The sequence below is a fragment of the Citrobacter sp. RHBSTW-00029 genome, assembly GCF_014104295.1.
GTDB classification, from domain to species: Bacteria; Pseudomonadota; Gammaproteobacteria; order Enterobacterales; family Enterobacteriaceae; genus Citrobacter; species Citrobacter youngae.
Genome location: NZ_JABXRT010000001.1, coordinates 3029562 through 3048732, shown reverse-complemented (window position 1 = coordinate 3048732; position 19171 = coordinate 3029562). Strand labels below are relative to the sequence as shown.

Here is a 19171-nt window from a genome sequence, read left to right as displayed (position 1 = left end):
CTGTATTAATTTCGCGCCTAGTGTAAAGCGGGGAAGGAGTGCGGTAAACCTCTACGATATGTGGAATTGTGTAGCGCGGAAACTTAAATAGTTACAGCTGCAACTAATTTACTTGCGATAATTACAGGTGTAGTCTTTTGTGGTTATTTCTAATGGAAAGAGGGAAAAGGAAAATGGCGATTCCAGGCAATATGTGGATTTATGACGATGGTGGCGCGCTGATTAAGGGCGGGTGTGACGTAAAGGGAAGAGAATACAGTATTGAATTTAAAGGTTTTCATCACAATCTCTCTATTCCAACTGATAATGCAACGGGTAAACCAACAGGCACACGCCAACATTCACCGATGATGATCGTCAAAGAGTTTGACTACTCGAGTCCCTATTTATACAAAGCGGTCGCTTCTGGTCAGAATCTTAAGTCTGCAGAGATTCGTTGGTACAAAATCAATGATGCCGGTCAGGAAGTGGAGTATTTCAACATGCTGCTCGAGGGCGTGCGGATTGTCTCGGTCTCTCCGACGATGGCTGGGCCAGAAGACAAAAACAACAATCACCTTGAAACCATAGAGTTACGCTACGAAAAAATCACATGGAAGCATTGCGACGGGAACATTATCTATACCGACGCATGGAATGATCGGCAGACGGCATAATGGGTGATTGAATGGACACAACTGAAGAAGCGAATGGAACCTATTGGTATCATGGTCACGCTAACGTAACGTCGGGTGAGCTGTTTGATTTGATATTCATTGAGCAGTTGGCAGATTCATTAGGTATCACCACGGAAGCGGTTACGCTGGTTTTGATCGGTCAACCATTTATTCCTGTCAAAGGAAAACTATCAGCAGCCACGAACACCCCTGGCACTAGTATTGCATCAATGCTATGTAGAAAACTTCTGAAAGGGGCTCGGTTCCCGTTTGGTTTAAGACTACACGCTCCTATGGGGAAGTTTTCCAAATTGAAGATGGTTCCAACGAACCAAATAGCAACTTACATAGGCCGTTGGGTTCCTTTTGTCGGGCATGCTCAGTTAATCGTGCTTTTGTTCGCGGTGACAAAACACACCCGCGATAAATACAATCTCATCGCACGACCCAAAGATCGCATACAGTGGACATCCTTCTGATGAGAAATTATGAAGCTGAAGTTATTGAGTACATCATGAAGAATTACCCAATTAGGGAACGTTGGTTCAGACCAGGTCTTAAGCAGGTCACTAAAGAATGGACCCTTGAGGATGATTTTCAGTTTGTTCCGGAAGATGCGTATGATTTTTTAGCTGATTTATTTGAGCATTTTGATATTGAATATTCGAAGTTTGATGGAAGAAATTATATTGAACAAGAATACCCTTTCTGGCGAAAAGATCCTCCTGAAATTGAGTTGAAGCCTTTGACAGTAGGTATGATTATTGAGTCAGCAAAGGCTGGAAAATGGCTTTACGACTGAATAACATTCCTGCCAATAAAAAGGGTGCCGAAGCACCCTTTTCGTATCAGCAGATTTTACCAGACGTAAGTCAGCAGGTTCTGCGAGTTTGGCACCATAAAGTCGACGGACATCATCACGGAAAGCGCGGTAATGGCGATGATGGAGAAGCCGAACAGCTTGCGCGCCCAGACTTTGTCATCTTCCACTTTATAACCGCGCAGCGCCATGCCCAACCACCAGACGCTCACCGCCGCAGCAACAATCAGGTATTTATAACCTGCATAGCCGCCCAGGGTTAGCATCAGCGTGGCGATAGCAAATGCGATGATATACAGCGTGATATGGTTTTTCGCGACTGAAATACCTTTTACCACTGGCAGTACCGGGATGTTGGCAGCCTGATAATCCTTAAAGCGGAAAATCGCAATCGCGTAAGAGTGCGGCATCTGCCACAGGCTGAAAATAGCCAGCAGAATCAGCGCACCGCTATCGAACTCACCGGTTACGGCGCAGTAGCCAATCACCGGCGGCGCAGCGCCGGAGAGTGAGCCAATCAGCGTGCCATAAACGGAATGGCGCTTCATGTACAGGCTATAGACGCCCACATAGACCACGAAGCCCATTACCCCCAGCCAGCAGGCCAGAGGGTTCGCGCCAAACCACAGCAGCATAAAGCCAGCAATACCCAGCAGGGTGGCGTATACCAGTGAGACCGCAGGGGAAATCAGACCTTTAACCAGCACGCGGTTTTTGGTCCTCTCCATCTTCCTGTCGATATCCCTGTCGATGTAGTTGTTAAATACACAACCCGACGCCACAACCAGTGACACCCCAACCAGCGTGTAGATAAACAGGGGATAATCAATGCTGCCTTTCGAGGCCAGCAGGAACCCCCCAATCACCGAGATCAGGTTGCCAAAGATGATGCCTGGTTTCGTTACTTGCAGGTATTGCTTAAACATCATAATCGCCGCTCTTAGTGCATCATCATGTTGTAGTTAAGGTTCCACATAATCCAGATGGAGCCCACAACCAGGATGGCGATGATTAGCACAGTAAAGACAAAGGCCGTCATGTTCCAGCCTTCATCAGATTTGCTATTCATGTGCAGGAAGCACACCAGGTGCACCAGAATCTGTACCACTGCCATTGCCAGAATAGTTCCCAGAATGACGGCCGGAGAGGCAGAACCTGTCATCACCATCCAGAACGGAATGACCGTCAGGATGATAGACAGGATAAAACCTGTCATGTAGGTTTTTACGCTGCCATGGGATGCGCCGCCGCTCTCGTTAGCATGACTCATTACATCGCCCCCATCAGATAAACAACAGTGAACACACAAATCCATACCACATCCAGGAAGTGCCAGAACAGGCTCAGGCACATGATGCGGGTACGGTTAGTACTGGTCAGGCCGCGACGAGCCACCTGCACCATCAGCACCGCCATCCAGATAAGACCGGAGGTGACGTGCAGACCGTGCGTGCCGACCAGCGCGAAGAACGCAGACAGGAAACCGCTGCGATCCGGGCCCATGCCGTTAACAATCAGGTGATGGAATTCATAGAGTTCCATCCCGATGAATCCGGCACCGAACAAGAAGGTCAACGCCAGCCAGGAGATAACCTGGCTCTTGTTGTTCTTGTACATGGCAATCGCTGCCATGCCGTAAGTAATGGAGCTGAATAACAGCAGGAATGTTTCAACCAGAACGAACGGCAGTTCAAAAATGTCCTTACCTGTTGGGCCACCTGCGGTGCCGTTCACCAGAACGGCATAGGTTGCAAACAGAATAGAGAACAGAATGCAGTCGCTCATCAGGTAGATCCAGAATCCGAAGATCTTGGTCTGGCCTGCATCGTGGTGCCCGTGTTCGTGCGCGTGGGCAGTCGCGTGCGTTAAAGTATCAGTTGCCATTTTTCAGCCCTGCCTTAGTAATCTCATCGAAATGCTGATTTTCCAGTTTTTCGACTTCCGGGACCGGCACGTAGTAATCCACATCTTCATCAAAGCTTTTCACAATCCAGCTGATGATCATGCCTGCGAAGCTTGCAATCGCCAGCCACCAGATATGCCAGATCATGGCGAAACCAAACAGTGTTGCGAAGGCGGTAATGACGATACCGGCACCGCTGTTCTTCGGCATATGAATTTCTTCATAGTGCGCAGGCTGCTTGTACGCTTCACCTTTTTCTTTCATTTCCCAGAAGGCATCACGCTCGTGAACGTGCGGCACAACGGCAAAGTTATAGAACGGAGGCGGGGAAGAGGTTGCCCACTCCAGCGTACGACCACCCCATGGGTCACCGGTCAGGTCACGGTTCTGCTCGCGGTCGCGAATAGAAACGAAGATCTGAATCAGCTGGCACAGGATACCCAGTGCAATCAGCGCGGCACCGCAGGCGGCAACGACCAGCATCGGATGGAACTGTGGGTCAATCTGCTGGCTGAGACGACGAGTCATACCCATGAAGCCCAGCACGTACAGCGGCATAAATGCGACGAAGAAGCCGATGATCCAGAACCAGAATGCGCGTTTACCCCAGGTTTCGTTCAGCGTGAAGCCAAACGCTTTTGGCCACCAGTAGGTCATACCAGCGAAGCAGCCAAATACAACGCCGCCGATGATAACGTTATGGAAGTGCGCAATCAGGAACAGGCTGTTGTGCAGTACGAAGTCTGCACCCGGAACCGCCAACAGTACGCCGGTCATGCCGCCGACTGAGAAGGTCACGATAAAGCCAATCGTCCACAGCATCGCTGAGTGGAATACGATACGGCCCTGATACATGGTGAACAGCCAGTTGAAGATCTTCACCCCGGTCGGGATGGCGATAATCATGGTGGTAATACCGAAGAAGGCGTTTACGTTAGCGCCTGCACCCATGGTGAAGAAGTGGTGCAGCCAAACAACGAACGACAGAACGGTGATACACACGGTTGCCCACACCAGCGAGGTGTAACCAAACAGGCGTTTACGCGAGAAGGTTGCAGCGATTTCGGAGAATACCCCGAAGACCGGCAGAACCAGAATGTACACTTCCGGATGGCCCCAGGCCCAAATCAGGTTGATGTACATCATCATGTTGCCGCCCATATCGTTGGTAAAGAAATGGGTGCCCAGATAGCGATCCAGGGTCAGCAACGCGACGGTGACAGTCAGGATTGGGAAAGAAGCGATAATCAGGATGTTCGCACACAGAGACGCCCAGCTGAATACCGGCATCTTGAACATGGTCATACCTGGCGCACGCATCTTAATGATGGTCACAAAGAAGTTGATACCGGTCAGCGTTGTACCAATACCGGACAACTGGACTGCCCATATCCAATAATCGACCCCGACGCTTGGACTGTACTCTATTCCCGAAAGTGGCGGATACGCCAGCCAACCGGTCTGAGCAAATTCACCTACGCCCAGAGACAGGTTAACCAGGATTACGCCGACAACGGTGAACCAGAAGCTCAGGTTGTTCAGGAATGGGAACGCAACGTCACGTGCGCCGATCTGCAGCGGAACCACCAGGTTCATCAGACCGATAACAAATGGCATTGCCACGAAGAAGATCATGATCACGCCGTGAGCCGTGAAGATCTGGTCGTAGTGGTGAGGAGGCAGGAAGCCCGCTTCACCTGCAGAAGCCAGCGCTTGCTGACTACGCATCATGATGGCGTCGGCAAAGCCACGAATCAACATGACGATTGCGACGATGACATACATGATGCCAAGGCGTTTGTGGTCAACCGAAGTCAGCCACTCTTTCCACAGGTAGGTCCACTTACCGAAGTAAGTGATTAGGCCCAGTAAGGCCGCACCACCGATGATAATGGCAGCGATCGTAACCATGACAATGGGTTCATGGAACGGCACTGCATCCAGCGTCAATTTTCCGAACATCGTATTCTTCCTCGGCCCCTTAGTGAGCGGATTCCGCGTGGCTCATGTCCATGCCTTCCATGCCTTCGTGTGCGTTGTGCTCACCTTCGGGTTGGGTCATGTCCATGCTCTTACCGTGAGCCATAAATTTGTTAATAACGTCTTTAAACAAATCGGGTTTCACGTTGGAGAAGTATTCCACCTGGTTGTATTCACTTGGCACAGCCACTTTCTCGAACGCAGCCATGTCGCTCATGGTGTTCGTGGACTGTTTAGCTTTAGCAACCCATTGGTCGAATTCGGCGCGGTCCTTTGTTGCGATAGCCTTGAACTTCATACCGGAGAAGCCTGGTCCGCTATAGCTTGCGGAGATACCATCATAAGTACCGACTTCGTTGGCGATCAGATGCAGTCGAGTCTGCATACCGGCCATGGCATAAATCTGGCTACCCAGACGCGGGATAAAGAAGGAGTTCATCACGGAGTTAGATGTCACTTTGAACTCAACCGGAGTATTCGCCGGGAAGGCGATTTCATTCACGGTAGCGATACCCTGTTCCGGATAGATGAAGAACCATTTCCAGTCCATGGAAACCACTTCGATGGTAATGGGCTTCTCGTCATGCGCCAGCGGTTTGCTTGGCTCAAGAGCGTGAGTGGTTTTCCAGGTCAGTACGGCAAGGAAAATGATGATTAAGATAGGCACCGTCCAGACCACAGCTTCCACTTTATTGGAGTGTGACCAGTTCGGGCTGTACTTCGCATCTTTATTGCTTGCACGGTACTTCCAGGCAAAACCAACAGCCATCAAGATGGCAGGAATAACGACAATCAACATCAGGCCAAATGCCGTCAGTATCAGTGAACGTTGTTCCAGTCCAATCTGTCCTTTAGGGTCAAGCAGCGCAGAATTACAGCCACTGAGTAACGCAGTGCCTGCAATTAATGACAACCATCCCAAACTTTTATTGTATTTCCTGAGTCTCATTTAACGACCTCAATTCCACGGGACCGGGTGGCGTTTAAAGTGTGAGGGCATTTTACGGGAAGGTTACATTACTGTAAACATCCTTGGATCCGTGTTACCGGGTTCTGCCGTGCATGTCACATATGTTGCAATATATGTCGTCTCGGCTTTAAGAACCTGTTGCAACATCACGTTATAACGAAAGCGGGCGAGCAGGGGAGGTGTTGAGGGCAATTGGTATAACCAATACGGAAATAAAACAATTGTTTAACAATTGATTATCAATAAAAAGACAAATGATGAACAAAAAATAAATCTGATCTGGCTGAATCGAGTAAGGAAAATAGAATTTATAAAAGGAGTCAATAATTTCCAAATTCTATGGCGCACAAAACAACAAATATTATTTTTATCAATTGTTGTTTATTTAGCCGTTATAATTACGCAGGGTGATTACAACGGCCAAATTAATGTGAAAAATTACATCAGACGTGTTTTTCGTAGTGCAAGATAGTCCAGTAACCCACCCAATACGACGCCACAGATGGCGACCGCGACTGAGACTTCAAGCAGCCCTGTCAGGAAAGAGAAGCTGGTGTAATCCAGCGCGTTCATGGTGAGCAGCAACAGCCAAACAGCCAGCAAACAGCAGCCCGTTACTAGCGTCATCAAAGCCAGATTGTACGCCCCACGGAACTCTGTGCGTGGAATAAAACTCTCATTTTGCCAGCTATGTTCCAGCGTCTGGCGGCACACCAGCAGCAGCAGGAGTCCAGGGATCGCGGCAAACACGGAAAACAGATAAAACGTTGGCCATCCGTGCGCTTCGACAAACCAACCTGCTACCGGGCCAACGTAAACGCGACCGACCGCTGAAAGCGCGGAGAGCAGGGCGAACTGGGTTGCGGAGAACGATTTATTACACAGCGTCATTAATAAGGCGACAAACGCCGCAGTACCCATCCCACCGCACAGGTTTTCAAAGAAGACGGCAGTCGCCATACTGAACATGTGCTTGTCGGTTATAGAAAGCAGCCAGTATCCGGCGTTCGATACGCCCTGCAGAATGCCGAAAATGAGTAACGCGCGAAACAGCGAAAGACGCTGCATCAGGATCCCACCGTATAGCGCACCGACTATTGTCGCCAGCAGCCCCAGCGTTTTATTGACGACGCCGACTTCACCGGCATCAAATCCGACACCGCGGATCAAAAAGGTGGTAGTCAGGCTCATGGCGAAGGCATCACCGAGCTTATACAGCACAATGAGCAGCAGGATAAGCCAGGCGTTGTTACGACCAAAGAAGTCGCGCAGCGGGGCTGCAACCGCCTGCTCCAGCGTTTTGGGCACCGGAATGGCATCAGTCGGTTCGGGTGCTAACAGGGTGGCGATAATGCAGGGAATCAGTAGCGCGGCCATCAGCCAGTACATCCCTTGCCAGCCCAGCCAGCGGTCGGCCATCCACAGGGCCAGCCCACCGGAAACCAGCATCCCTAATCGATATCCCAGCACGCTGATAGCCGCGCCGGTGCCGCGTTCTTCGGCGGGTAACACGTCGGTTTTCCAGGCATCAAAGACGATATCCTGCGATGCTGAACAAAACGCGATCACCACCGCAAGCGCGGCCATCCAGCGCAACTGTGTGCCAGGCTCCAGAAAACCCATCGCGGCGATAGAAATGAGTAACAGCACCTGAGTTGCCAACAACCAACCACGACGTCGACCTAAAAATGGCGGCGTGTAGCGATCCATAAGCGGGGACCAGAGGAACTTAAACACGTAGGCCTGGCCGACCAGAGAAAAGAAACCGATGGTTTTAAGATCGATATTCTCGACCGTCATCCATGCCTGGAGCGTACCCGAGGTCAGTGCGAGCGGTAAACCGGAAGCGAACCCCAGTATGAGCAGGATAGCCGAACGTGGTTGCTGAAAAATACGTAAGTAATGACTGGACATGGGCTTCTATAGGCCCGACGAACGCCGGGCCATATGGGCAGAAATTAACGCGCGTTCTGCTTGATGAAATCGTGAACGCTGGTGTCCTGAGACATATCAGCGATGGTGTCGGTCAGCACGCTGTTAACGGCGTCAGCGATATTTTTGTTAGAGGCCTGCAGTGCGCCTTCAACAGAATAGCTTGCGCGGTAGTTTTTGGTCATCTTGTTGCCGTTAGCAGCGGTCGCAATGATGGCGATGTCTGCTTTGGTGGCGATGTTATAGCGCACGCTACCCTGAGACACGTCAGCGTACAGATGGCTAACAATGATTTGCAGGTTTACAGCACCGTTTGGTCCAATCATATAACCGCGTGCGGTCATCTGTTTTTCCAGCACTTCTTGTAGCAGGAAGCGCAGATCGCGTGACGCAGTCAGCGTAACCAGTTGGTTGTCGCGGGTGACTTTTGCCAGCGCTTGATCCTGACGCTGGTCGGCACCGTTGATGCTAACGGTCACGCCCATCAGGCTTGGGTCCTGCTGCGGCAGAGTAATTTTCGGGGAGACTTCAATAGTGGTCGGCGGCGTTGCGCATCCAGCTAACATGAACAGCGCGACAAACGGGACGAGGATTTTTTTAAACATGCCAGGGCTCTCAGCGAATCTAAATTGTATGGTTGGAGAAATTTCCCGCCATCATAACATCGCCAACGATGAGGGGAAGTAGGTAACGCATGTAAATTCATTGTGTTGTTCGTTTTATGATTTTGTGGAGACCATAAACGGACTTTTTGCAATAAATCGAAGTGAGGAATTAGTGAACTTCATCCATTTGGCTGAGAAAATCAGACAAGCGCTAATTTTTTGTTGCTAAGGTGTAATGAAAACGGTAAAAGCGGCTAGTATTTAAAGGGATGGGTGACATCTCAGCGTTGTCGGAGGAAAATTTCATGATGATTCGTGAGCAAATAGAAGAAAAATTAAGGGCAGCGTTCCAACCCGTGTTCCTCGAAGTTGTGGATGAAAGCTATCGTCACAATGTCCCGGCTGGTTCTGAAAGCCACTTTAAGGTTGTGCTGGTCAGCGATCGCTTTACAGGTGAACGTTTTCTTAATCGTCATCGGATGATTTACAGCACGTTAACGGCAGAGCTTTCCACAACCGTTCATGCCCTTGCCCTGCATACCTACACCATTAAGGAGTGGGAAGCGTTGCAGGATACGATTTTTGCATCGCCTCCGTGTCGTGGGGCGGGAAGCATCGCGTAAAAACGGATTTGCAACAACCGACGCTTTTCCAGTATGTTGCTACAGATTATGTGAAAACGGCCTGCGGGCCGTTTTGTTTTGTCTGAATTCTGAGTAGGTCGTCCAGTATTCAGACAAAAATTAGCCGGGAATTGTGAAAAAAGCCGCAGCAACGCGCAATAACCGTTCTCGACTCATAAAAGTGATGCCGCTATAATGCGCGTCTTATTTTTCGGAATGTCTTCGGGATGATTCTGACGACAGGGAATGTGATTGATTATGAGAACATCCCAGTTCCGCGAAGCCAACAACCTGTGCTTGCGGAGAAGAGTTGACCGAGCACTGTGATTTTTTGAGGTAACAAGATGCAAGTTTCAGTTGAAACCACTCAAGGCCTTGGCCGCCGTGTAACGATTACTATCGCTGCTGACAGCATCGAGACCGCTGTGAAAAGCGAGCTGGTCAACGTAGCGAAGAAAGTGCGTATTGACGGTTTCCGCAAAGGAAAAGTACCGATGAATGTTGTTGCTCAGCGTTATGGCGCGTCTGTTCGCCAGGACGTTCTGGGCGACCTGATGAGCCGCAACTTCGTTGACGCGATCATCAAAGAAAAAATCAATCCGGCTGGCGCACCGAACTACGTTCCGGGCGAATACAAACTGGGTGAAGATTTTACTTACGCGGTAGAGTTCGAAGTTTACCCGGAAGTTGAGCTGACTGGTCTGGAAGCAATCGAAGTTGAAAAACCGGTTGTTGAAGTCACCGACGCTGACGTTGACGTGATGCTGGATACCCTGCGTAAGCAGCAGGCTACCTGGAAAGACAAAGACGGCGCTGCTGATGCAGAAGACCGTGTAACCATCGACTTCACCGGTTCTGTAGACGGCGAAGAGTTCGAAGGCGGCAAAGCGTCTGACTTCGTACTGGCGATGGGCCAGGGTCGTATGATCCCAGGCTTTGAAGAAGGCGTTAAAGGCCACAAAGCTGGCGAAGAGTTCACTATCGACGTGACTTTCCCGGAAGAGTACCACGCTGAAAACCTGAAAGGTAAAGCCGCTAAGTTCGTTATCAACCTGAAGAAAGTTGAAGAACGCGAACTGCCGGAACTGACTGAAGAATTCATCAAACGTTTCGGCGTTGAAGATGGTTCCGTAGCAGGTCTGCGCGCTGAAGTACGCAAAAACATGGAACGCGAGCTGAAAGGCGCAGTGCGTAACCGCGTTAAGTCTCAGGCGATCGAAGGTCTGGTAAAAGCTAACGACATCGACGTTCCGGCTGCGCTGATCGACAGTGAAATCGACGTTCTGCGTCGTCAGGCTGCACAGCGTTTCGGCGGCAACGAGAAACAAGCTCTGGAACTGCCGCGTGAACTGTTCGAAGAACAGGCTAAGCGTCGCGTAGTTGTTGGTCTGCTGCTGGGCGAAGTGATTCGCACCAATGAACTGAAAGCTGACGAAGATCGCGTTAAAGGCCTGATCGAAGAGATGGCTTCTGCTTACGAAGATCCGAAAGAAGTGGTTGAGTTCTACAGCAAAAATAAAGAGCTGATGGACAACATGCGTAACGTCGCTCTGGAAGAGCAGGCTGTTGAAGCCGTTCTGGCGAAAGCGAAAGTGACTGAAAAAGCCACTTCCTTCAACGAGCTGATGAACCAGCAGGCGTAATTCGTCGCTTTTTTAGCTCGAATTTCGTACGCAAGCCCGTCACCTTTTGGTGGCGGGTTTTTTTTTGTCACGCATTTTGCATGGGAAGAGTGCGAAAACAGCGTTTCAGTGTTAGCGTTACAACAAAAGATTGTTATGCTTGAATTATGGCGATGTCGTACCCATTACTGAGGGACTAGCTGATAATCCGTCCATAAGGTTACAATCAGCACAGCAGGTTTTTTCAAATTTTATCCAGGAGACGGAAATGTCATACAGCGGCGAACGAGATAACTTTGCACCCCATATGGCGCTGGTGCCGATGGTCATTGAACAGACCTCACGTGGTGAGCGCTCATTTGATATCTATTCTCGTCTACTTAAGGAACGCGTCATTTTTCTGACCGGCCAGGTCGAAGACCATATGGCTAACCTGATCGTGGCGCAGATGCTGTTCCTGGAAGCAGAAAACCCGGAAAAAGATATCTACCTGTATATTAACTCCCCAGGTGGGGTGATCACTGCCGGGATGTCTATCTATGACACCATGCAGTTTATTAAGCCAGACGTCAGCACCATTTGTATGGGCCAGGCGGCCTCAATGGGCGCGTTCCTGCTGACCGCCGGGGCGAAAGGTAAACGTTTTTGCCTGCCTAACTCTCGCGTCATGATCCACCAGCCTCTGGGCGGTTACCAGGGTCAGGCAACGGATATTGAAATTCATGCCCGTGAAATCCTGAAGGTAAAAGGGCGCATGAACGAACTTATGGCGCATCATACGGGTCAATCTCTTGAGCAGATTGAACGTGATACCGAGCGCGATCGCTTCCTCTCCGCTTCTGAAGCGGTGGAGTACGGTCTGGTCGACTCGATTTTGACCCATCGTAATTAATGCCCAGCGCGCAGGTGTGCCGCTATAATTACCTGGAGCGGCACAACGCTGACTAGCGTCTTGCGCCTGAGAATGGCATTTGCGTCGTCGTGTGCGGCACAAAGAACAAAGAAGAGGTTTTGACCCATGACAGATAAACGCAAAGATGGCTCGGGCAAATTGTTGTACTGCTCTTTTTGCGGCAAAAGCCAGCATGAAGTGCGTAAGCTGATTGCCGGACCATCCGTGTATATCTGCGACGAATGTGTTGATTTATGTAACGACATCATTCGCGAAGAGATTAAGGAAGTAGCACCGCACCGTGAACGCAGTGCGCTGCCGACGCCACATGAAATTCGCAACCACCTGGACGATTATGTTATTGGCCAGGAACAGGCGAAGAAAGTGCTGGCGGTCGCGGTATACAACCATTACAAACGTCTGCGCAACGGCGACACCAGCAATGGCGTCGAGTTGGGCAAAAGTAACATCCTGCTGATTGGCCCGACGGGTTCCGGTAAAACGCTGCTGGCTGAAACGCTGGCGCGCCTGCTGGACGTTCCGTTCACTATGGCCGACGCCACCACGCTGACCGAAGCCGGTTATGTGGGTGAAGATGTTGAAAATATTATTCAGAAACTGTTGCAGAAGTGCGATTACGACGTGCAGAAAGCACAGCGTGGGATCGTCTATATCGATGAAATCGACAAGATTTCTCGTAAGTCTGACAACCCGTCCATTACCCGTGACGTTTCCGGCGAAGGCGTACAGCAGGCGCTGTTAAAACTGATCGAAGGTACGGTTGCCGCCGTTCCGCCGCAGGGTGGTCGTAAACATCCTCAGCAGGAATTCCTGCAGGTTGATACCTCCAAGATCCTGTTTATCTGCGGTGGTGCATTTGCCGGTCTGGATAAGGTGATTGCTAACCGTGTTGAAACCGGCTCCGGCATTGGTTTTGGCGCAACGGTAAAAGCACAGTCTGATAAAGCCAGCGAAGGTGAACTGCTGTCGCAGGTAGAACCGGAAGATCTGATTAAATTTGGTCTGATCCCTGAGTTCATCGGTCGTCTGCCGGTTGTGGCAACCCTGAGCGAACTGAGCGAAGAAGCGCTTATTCAGATCCTGAAAGAGCCGAAAAATGCCCTGACCAAGCAGTACCAGGCGTTGTTCAATCTTGAAGGTGTTGATCTGGAATTCCGCGAGGAAGCGCTGGATGCTATCGCCAGGAAAGCGATGATTCGTAAAACCGGTGCGCGTGGTCTGCGTTCTATCGTCGAAGCGGCGTTACTCGACACCATGTACGATCTTCCTTCTATGGAAGACGTTGAAAAAGTGGTGATCGACGAGTCGGTGATTGGCGGACAGAGCAAGCCGTTGCTGATTTACGGTAAGCCGGAAGCACAGCAGGCATCTGGCGAATAATTCATCAATTCATACAGACGTTTAACCAAAAAGGGGGGATTTTATCTCCCCTTTTATTTTTCCGTAAACATGGCGTTGAATGTGTGGGAATCATCCCCATATACTGACATACATGTTAAAGGTGGTGTGAAGCACAGTCGTACCACCTGATTACCTGGCGGAAACTAAACTAAGAGAGAGCTCTATGAATCCTGAGCGTTCTGAACGCATTGAAATCCCCGTATTGCCGTTGCGCGATGTGGTGGTTTATCCGCACATGGTCATACCCTTATTTGTAGGGCGGGAAAAATCTATCCGTTGTCTTGAAGCGGCTATGGACCATGATAAAAAAATCATGCTGGTCGCGCAGAAAGAAGCGTCAACGGATGAGCCGGGTGTAAACGATCTTTTCACCGTCGGGACCGTGGCCTCTATTTTGCAGATGCTGAAACTGCCTGACGGCACCGTAAAAGTGCTGGTCGAGGGGTTACAGCGCGCGCGTATTTCTGCGTTGTCAGACAACGGCGAGCATTTCTCTGCGAAAGCGGAGTACCTTGATTCGCCTGCTATTGATGAGCGTGAACAGGAAGTGCTGGTACGTACAGCTATCAGCCAGTTCGAAGGCTATATCAAGCTAAACAAAAAAATCCCACCAGAAGTGCTGACGTCGCTTAACAGCATTGACGATCCTGCACGTCTGGCGGACACCATCGCAGCGCACATGCCGCTGAAGCTGGCTGACAAACAGTCCGTGCTGGAGATGTCCGACGTGAATGAACGTCTGGAATATCTGATGGCGATGATGGAGTCAGAAATCGATCTGCTGCAGGTTGAGAAACGCATTCGCAACCGCGTGAAAAAGCAGATGGAAAAATCCCAGCGTGAGTACTATCTGAACGAGCAGATGAAAGCTATTCAGAAAGAGCTCGGCGAGATGGACGATGCGCCGGACGAAAACGAAGCACTGAAGCGTAAGATCGACGCGGCGAAAATGCCGAAAGAGGCAAAAGAGAAAGCGGAAGCGGAACTGCAGAAGCTGAAAATGATGTCTCCGATGTCGGCAGAAGCGACGGTCGTGCGTGGCTACATCGACTGGATGGTACAGGTGCCGTGGAATGCGCGTAGCAAGGTCAAAAAAGACCTGCGTCAGGCGCAGGAAATCCTCGATACCGACCATTACGGTCTGGAACGCGTCAAAGACCGTATCCTTGAGTATCTCGCGGTCCAAAGCCGTGTGAACAAAATCAAGGGGCCGATCCTGTGTCTGGTTGGGCCGCCGGGGGTAGGTAAAACTTCTCTGGGGCAGTCCATCGCCAAGGCGACCGGGCGTAAATACATCCGTATGGCGCTGGGCGGCGTGCGTGATGAGGCTGAAATTCGCGGTCACCGCCGAACCTATATCGGTTCTATGCCGGGTAAACTGATCCAGAAAATGGCTAAAGTGGGCGTTAAAAACCCGCTGTTCCTGCTTGATGAGATCGACAAAATGTCTTCCGACATGCGTGGCGATCCGGCTTCCGCACTGCTTGAGGTGCTGGATCCAGAGCAGAACGTGGCGTTCAGCGATCACTACCTGGAAGTGGACTACGATCTCAGCGACGTGATGTTTGTTGCGACGTCGAACTCCATGAACATTCCGGCACCGTTGCTGGATCGTATGGAAGTGATTCGTCTGTCTGGTTATACCGAAGACGAGAAGCTGAACATTGCGAAACGTCACCTGTTGCCAAAACAGATTGAGCGTAACGCGCTGAAAAAAGGTGAGCTGACGGTCGACGATAGCGCCATTGTAGGCATTATTCGTTACTACACCCGTGAAGCGGGCGTGCGTAGTCTGGAGCGCGAAATCTCCAAACTGTGCCGCAAAGCAGTTAAGCAGTTGTTGCTTGATAAATCACTGAAACACATCGAGATCAATGGCGATAACCTGCACGATTACCTGGGCGTACAGCGCTTTGACTATGGCCGTGCGGATAACGAAAACCGCGTGGGTCAGGTGACTGGTCTGGCGTGGACGGAAGTGGGCGGCGATCTGCTGACCATTGAAACCGCCTGTGTTCCAGGTAAAGGCAAGCTGACTTACACCGGATCGCTCGGCGAAGTGATGCAGGAATCCATTCAGGCAGCGCTGACCGTGGTACGTGCGCGTGCGGAAAAACTGGGTATTAATCCGGATTTTTACGAAAAACGCGACATCCACGTTCACGTACCTGAAGGCGCGACGCCAAAAGATGGTCCAAGTGCGGGTATTGCCATGTGCACCGCGCTGGTCTCATGTCTGACTGGTAACCCGGTTCGTGCTGATGTGGCGATGACTGGCGAGATCACCCTGCGTGGTCAGGTTCTGCCTATTGGTGGTTTGAAAGAGAAACTGCTGGCGGCGCACCGCGGCGGCATTAAAACGGTCTTAATTCCAGACGAAAACAAACGTGACCTGGAAGAGATTCCGGACAACGTCATTGCCGATCTTAATATTCACCCGGTGAAACGTATTGAGGAAGTTCTGACTCTTGCGTTGCAAAATGAACCCTCTGGAATGCAGGTTGTGACGGCAAAATAGTGACCTCGCGCAAAGAGCATTAATAAAAACAGGGCTGGCAGGCCATTTCGGGCTTGCCAGCCTTTTTTTGTATAGCTAATTTAGATAACGGATTGGGCTTGCCATCATTATCGGGTGTTGTAAGGGCATGGCAGGCCTGATATAACTGCTGCGCGGTCGCACTTTGAAGGATTCTGGTGCGATATATATTATAAAGAGGAAGAGAAGAGTGAATAAATCTCAACTGATCGACAAAATTGCTGCAGGGGCTGATATCTCTAAAGCTGCGGCTGGACGTGCGTTAGATGCAATTATTGCTTCTGTTACCGAATCCCTGAAAGAAGGTGATGACGTAGCACTGGTAGGTTTTGGTACTTTTGCCGTTAAAGAGCGTGCTGCCCGTACTGGTCGCAACCCGCAAACAGGTAAAGAGATCACCATCGCCGCGGCTAAAGTACCGGGCTTCCGTGCAGGTAAAGCACTGAAAGACGCGGTAAACTAAGTGATTTCCCCTTTGGGGATGTGACTAAGTACAAGGGCGCATCAACCGATGTGCCTTTTTTATTTCTGATTCCGGTACTTTCTATGCGTTGTGGGCTGACAATTGCCCCTGTTTCTTGTCACAATAGGCCTTTGTGCGCAGCGTTCAGGAAACGCTATGCTGCGTGAAGCATATATACTCAAAATCCTTGCCGCCGTTGTTGTGTCAACGCGCAGACGGCCTGAAGGATAACGCGTATAGTCATCTACAGCGGAGTGTGGTTACACCATGATGGACAGCTTACGCACGGCTGCTAACAGTCTCGTGCTCAAGATTATTTTCGGTATCATTATCGTGTCGTTCATTTTGACCGGCGTGAGTGGTTACCTGATTGGCGGGGGCAATAACTACGCCGCTAAAGTGAATGGCCAGGAGATCAGCCGCGGGCAGTTCGAGAATGCGTTCAACAGCGAACGTAACCGCATGCAGCAACAGCTGGGCGATCAATATTCTGAGCTGGCGGCGAACGAAGGTTATATGAAAACGCTGCGTCAGCAGGTGCTGAATCGTCTTGTGGACGAAGCGCTGCTGGATCAGTACTCCCGTGAGCTTAAGCTCAACATTAGCGACGATCAGATTAAGCAGGCTATTTTCGCCACACCGGCTTTCCAGGTTGACGGCAAATTTGATAACAGCCGCTACAACGCGATTGTGAATCAGATGGGCATGACCGCAGACCAGTACGCGCAGGCATTGCGTAACCAGCTCACCACGCAACAGTTGATCAACGGCGTTGCCGGGACCGACTTTATGCTGAAGGGTGAAACGGACGAACTGGCTGCACTGGTTGCACAGCAACGTATCGTGCGTGAAGCGACGATTGACGTTAACGCACTGGCCGCGAAGCAATCTGTTACCGAGCAGGAAGTTGCCAGCTACTACGAGCAGAATAAAAACAACTTTATGACGCCGGAACAGTTCCGTGTGAGCTATATCAAGCTGGACGCTGCAGCAATGCAGGAAACCGCCAGCGATGCTGATATTCAGTCTTATTATGACCAGCATCAGGATCAGTTCACTCAGCCGCAGCGTAACCGCTATAGCATCATTCAGACCAAAACTGAAGATGAAGCCAAAGCGGTACTGGACGAGCTGAATAAAGGCGGTGACTTTGCTGCGCTGGCGAAAGAAAAATCTGCTGATATCATCTCTGCCCGTAACGGCGGTGATATGGGTTGGCTGGAAGATTCCACCACCCCGGATGAGCTGAAAAATGCCGGTCTGAAAGAAAAAGGCCAACTGTCTGGCGTAATTAAGTCTTCCGTTGGTTTCCTCGTGGCGCGTCTTGATGACGTACAGCCTGCGCAGGTTAAACCGCTGAGCGAAGCCCGCGACGACATTGCGGCGAAAGTGAAGCAGGAAAAAGCGCTGGATGCCTACTATGCGCTGCAACAGAAAGTCAGCGATGCGGCCAGCAACGATAACGAATCCCTGGCGGGTGCGGAGCAGGCCGCGGGCGTGAAAGCGGTTGAAACGGGCTGGTTTAGCCGTGACAGCCTGCCGGAAGAACTGAATTTCAAACCAGTCGCTGACATCATTTTCAATGGTGGTCTGGTTGGCGAGAACGGAACGCCTGGCAGTAACTCCGATATCATCACCGTGGATGGCGATCGCGCGTTCGTGCTGCGTATTAGCGAACACAAAGCAGAAGCCGTGAAGCCACTGGCTGAAGTGAAAGAGCAGGTAACTGCGCTCGTTAAGCACAATAAAGCAGAGCAGCAGGCGAAGCTTGATGCCGATAAACTGCTGGCGGATCTGAAAGCCGGTAAAGGCGATGAAGCGCTGAAAGCGGCGGGTCTGAGCTTTGGCGAGGCGAAAACGCTGAGCCGTACGGGTCAGGATCCGTTGAGTCAGGCTGCCTTTGGTCTGAGCCTGCCGGCGAAAGACAAGCCGAGCTACGGTGTTGCGAACGATATGCAGGGTAACGTTGTACTGTTGGCGCTGGACGAGGTGAAAGCCGGTTCTATGCCTGAAGCGCAGAAGAAAGCGATGGTTCAGGGGATCACTCAGAACAACGCGCAGATTGTCTTCGAAGCGCTGATGAGTAACCTGCGTAAAGCGGCAAAAATTAAAGTCGGTGATGCGCTGGAACAGCAGCAATAACCGAGTCCGCTCGCAAAAAATTGCAAAAGTTTGTATCTACAAAAGGCCGCTTTCGCGGCCTTTTCCATTTTTGATATTTGCCGTTTGTCTGCTGTTCTGCACCTCGCTATCGTGATTCCACTGTTAACAAACAAGGAGAAAACAGTATGAAACATGGAATCAAAGCCCTGCTTATCACTCTTTCATTGACCTGCGCTGGTATGGCCCAAACTGCATTGGCGGCTGAGGCTGTCGCCAAAAGCCAAGCGACTCAAACCAAAGCGGAAAACTCAGGGGCGGCACAAAGCAAAGCCACACAGCCCGCTAAAGCAAGCGACGATGAAGGCACCAGGGTAAGCATCAACAGCGCTTCCGCGGAGGATTTAGCGCGAGTCATGAATGGCGTCGGTCTGAAGAAAGCGCAGGCGATTGTGAGCTATCGTGAGGAGTACGGACCGTTTAAAACGGTGGAGGACTTAAAGCAGGTACCGGGTATGGGCAGTTCGCTGGTGGAGCGTAACCTGGCAGTTTTAACACTTTAATAACTTGCACAGCGCTGAAAATTTGCCAGACTGTAGAGGTCATACCAGTTATGACCTCTTTACCCTAAAGTCTGTTCCTATAAA

General features: G+C 50.7%; 18 protein-coding genes. 11 read left to right on the top strand and 7 right to left on the bottom strand.

What is annotated here, in order from left to right; all coding sequences use genetic code 11:
- The first annotated feature begins 173 nt into the window (after positions 1-173).
- The 3 genes from tssD to HV041_RS14980 are packed head-to-tail and all read left to right on the top strand — an operon-like array spanning position 174 to position 1458.
- Positions 174-656: a type VI secretion system tube protein TssD gene (tssD, locus tag HV041_RS14990; protein WP_003021598.1), complete on the top strand. Its 483-nt coding sequence runs from the start codon at positions 174-176 to the stop codon at positions 654-656.
- Between the two features lie 11 nt (positions 657-667).
- Complete coding sequence (locus HV041_RS14985) at positions 668-1135, top strand: STM2901 family protein (protein ID WP_071696879.1); 468 nt, start codon at positions 668-670, stop codon at positions 1133-1135.
- Positions 1135-1458, top strand: a complete 324-nt coding sequence (locus tag HV041_RS14980) for a DUF1493 family protein (RefSeq protein WP_071696878.1) — start codon at positions 1135-1137, stop codon at positions 1456-1458. Before HV041_RS14985 ends, HV041_RS14980 begins: the two co-directional genes overlap by 1 nt.
- Positions 1459-1514: 56 nt before the next feature.
- Here the strand turns inward: HV041_RS14980 and cyoE are convergent, their stop codons facing one another.
- The 7 genes from cyoE to HV041_RS14945 all read right to left on the bottom strand — a co-directional run bounded on the left by cyoE (position 1515) and on the right by HV041_RS14945 (position 8866).
- Complete coding sequence (gene cyoE, locus HV041_RS14975; protein WP_003835956.1) at positions 1515-2405, bottom strand: heme o synthase; 891 nt, start codon at positions 2403-2405, stop codon at positions 1515-1517.
- 11 nt (positions 2406-2416) lie between these two features.
- A complete protein-coding gene (locus HV041_RS14970; protein WP_003021607.1) occupies positions 2417-2746 on the bottom strand; it encodes a cytochrome o ubiquinol oxidase subunit IV in 330 nt (109 codons plus the stop codon).
- Positions 2746-3360, bottom strand: coding sequence for a cytochrome o ubiquinol oxidase subunit III (locus tag HV041_RS14965; protein ID WP_003021608.1), 615 nt, complete (start codon positions 3358-3360; stop codon positions 2746-2748). Before HV041_RS14965 ends, HV041_RS14970 begins: the two co-directional genes overlap by 1 nt.
- A complete protein-coding gene (gene cyoB / locus HV041_RS14960; RefSeq protein ID WP_003831008.1) occupies positions 3350-5341 on the bottom strand; it encodes a cytochrome o ubiquinol oxidase subunit I in 1992 nt (663 codons plus the stop codon). Before cyoB ends, HV041_RS14965 begins: the two co-directional genes overlap by 11 nt.
- Positions 5342-5360: 19 nt before the next feature.
- Positions 5361-6308 (bottom strand): cytochrome o ubiquinol oxidase subunit II, encoded by a 948-nt coding sequence (cyoA, locus tag HV041_RS14955; protein ID WP_003021613.1) that lies wholly within the window; start codon positions 6306-6308, stop codon positions 5361-5363.
- Positions 6309-6767: 459 nt separating this feature from the next.
- A complete protein-coding gene (ampG, locus tag HV041_RS14950) occupies positions 6768-8243 on the bottom strand; it encodes a muropeptide MFS transporter AmpG (RefSeq protein ID WP_115600840.1) in 1476 nt (491 codons plus the stop codon).
- 44 nt (positions 8244-8287) lie between these two features.
- Entirely contained in the window at positions 8288-8866 is a 579-nt protein-coding gene (locus HV041_RS14945; protein WP_121584295.1) for a lipoprotein, read from the bottom strand.
- Between the two features lie 305 nt (positions 8867-9171).
- Here HV041_RS14945 and bolA point away from each other — a divergent pair, with 305 nt between their 5' ends.
- The 8 genes from bolA (at position 9172) to HV041_RS14905 (ending at position 19087) form a co-directional block, all read left to right on the top strand.
- Positions 9172-9489 carry a transcriptional regulator BolA gene (bolA, locus tag HV041_RS14940; RefSeq protein ID WP_040232707.1) on the top strand — a complete coding sequence of 106 codons (318 nt, stop codon included), beginning with the start codon at positions 9172-9174 and terminating at the stop codon, positions 9487-9489.
- A 344-nt stretch (positions 9490-9833) separates the two neighbouring features.
- Positions 9834-11132 carry a trigger factor gene (tig, locus tag HV041_RS14935; RefSeq protein WP_003021622.1) on the top strand — a complete coding sequence of 433 codons (1299 nt, stop codon included), beginning with the start codon at positions 9834-9836 and terminating at the stop codon, positions 11130-11132.
- 247 nt (positions 11133-11379) lie between these two features.
- Complete coding sequence (clpP, locus tag HV041_RS14930) at positions 11380-12003, top strand: ATP-dependent Clp endopeptidase proteolytic subunit ClpP (protein ID WP_003021624.1); 624 nt, start codon at positions 11380-11382, stop codon at positions 12001-12003.
- A gap of 126 nt (positions 12004-12129) precedes the next feature.
- Positions 12130-13404, top strand: a complete 1275-nt coding sequence (gene clpX, locus HV041_RS14925; RefSeq protein ID WP_040232704.1) for an ATP-dependent protease ATP-binding subunit ClpX — start codon at positions 12130-12132, stop codon at positions 13402-13404.
- 184 nt (positions 13405-13588) lie between these two features.
- Positions 13589-15943 carry an endopeptidase La gene (lon, locus tag HV041_RS14920; RefSeq protein ID WP_003831014.1) on the top strand — a complete coding sequence of 785 codons (2355 nt, stop codon included), beginning with the start codon at positions 13589-13591 and terminating at the stop codon, positions 15941-15943.
- Between the two features lie 190 nt (positions 15944-16133).
- On the top strand, positions 16134-16424 hold the full coding sequence (gene hupB / locus HV041_RS14915) for a nucleoid-associated protein HU-beta (RefSeq protein WP_219352570.1): 291 nt from the start codon (positions 16134-16136) through the stop codon (positions 16422-16424).
- A gap of 267 nt (positions 16425-16691) precedes the next feature.
- Positions 16692-18566 carry a peptidylprolyl isomerase gene (ppiD, locus tag HV041_RS14910; protein ID WP_121584296.1) on the top strand — a complete coding sequence of 625 codons (1875 nt, stop codon included), beginning with the start codon at positions 16692-16694 and terminating at the stop codon, positions 18564-18566.
- Positions 18567-18712: 146 nt separating this feature from the next.
- Positions 18713-19087, top strand: coding sequence for a helix-hairpin-helix domain-containing protein (locus HV041_RS14905; protein ID WP_048212425.1), 375 nt, complete (start codon positions 18713-18715; stop codon positions 19085-19087).
- Positions 19088-19171 lie beyond the last annotated feature (84 nt).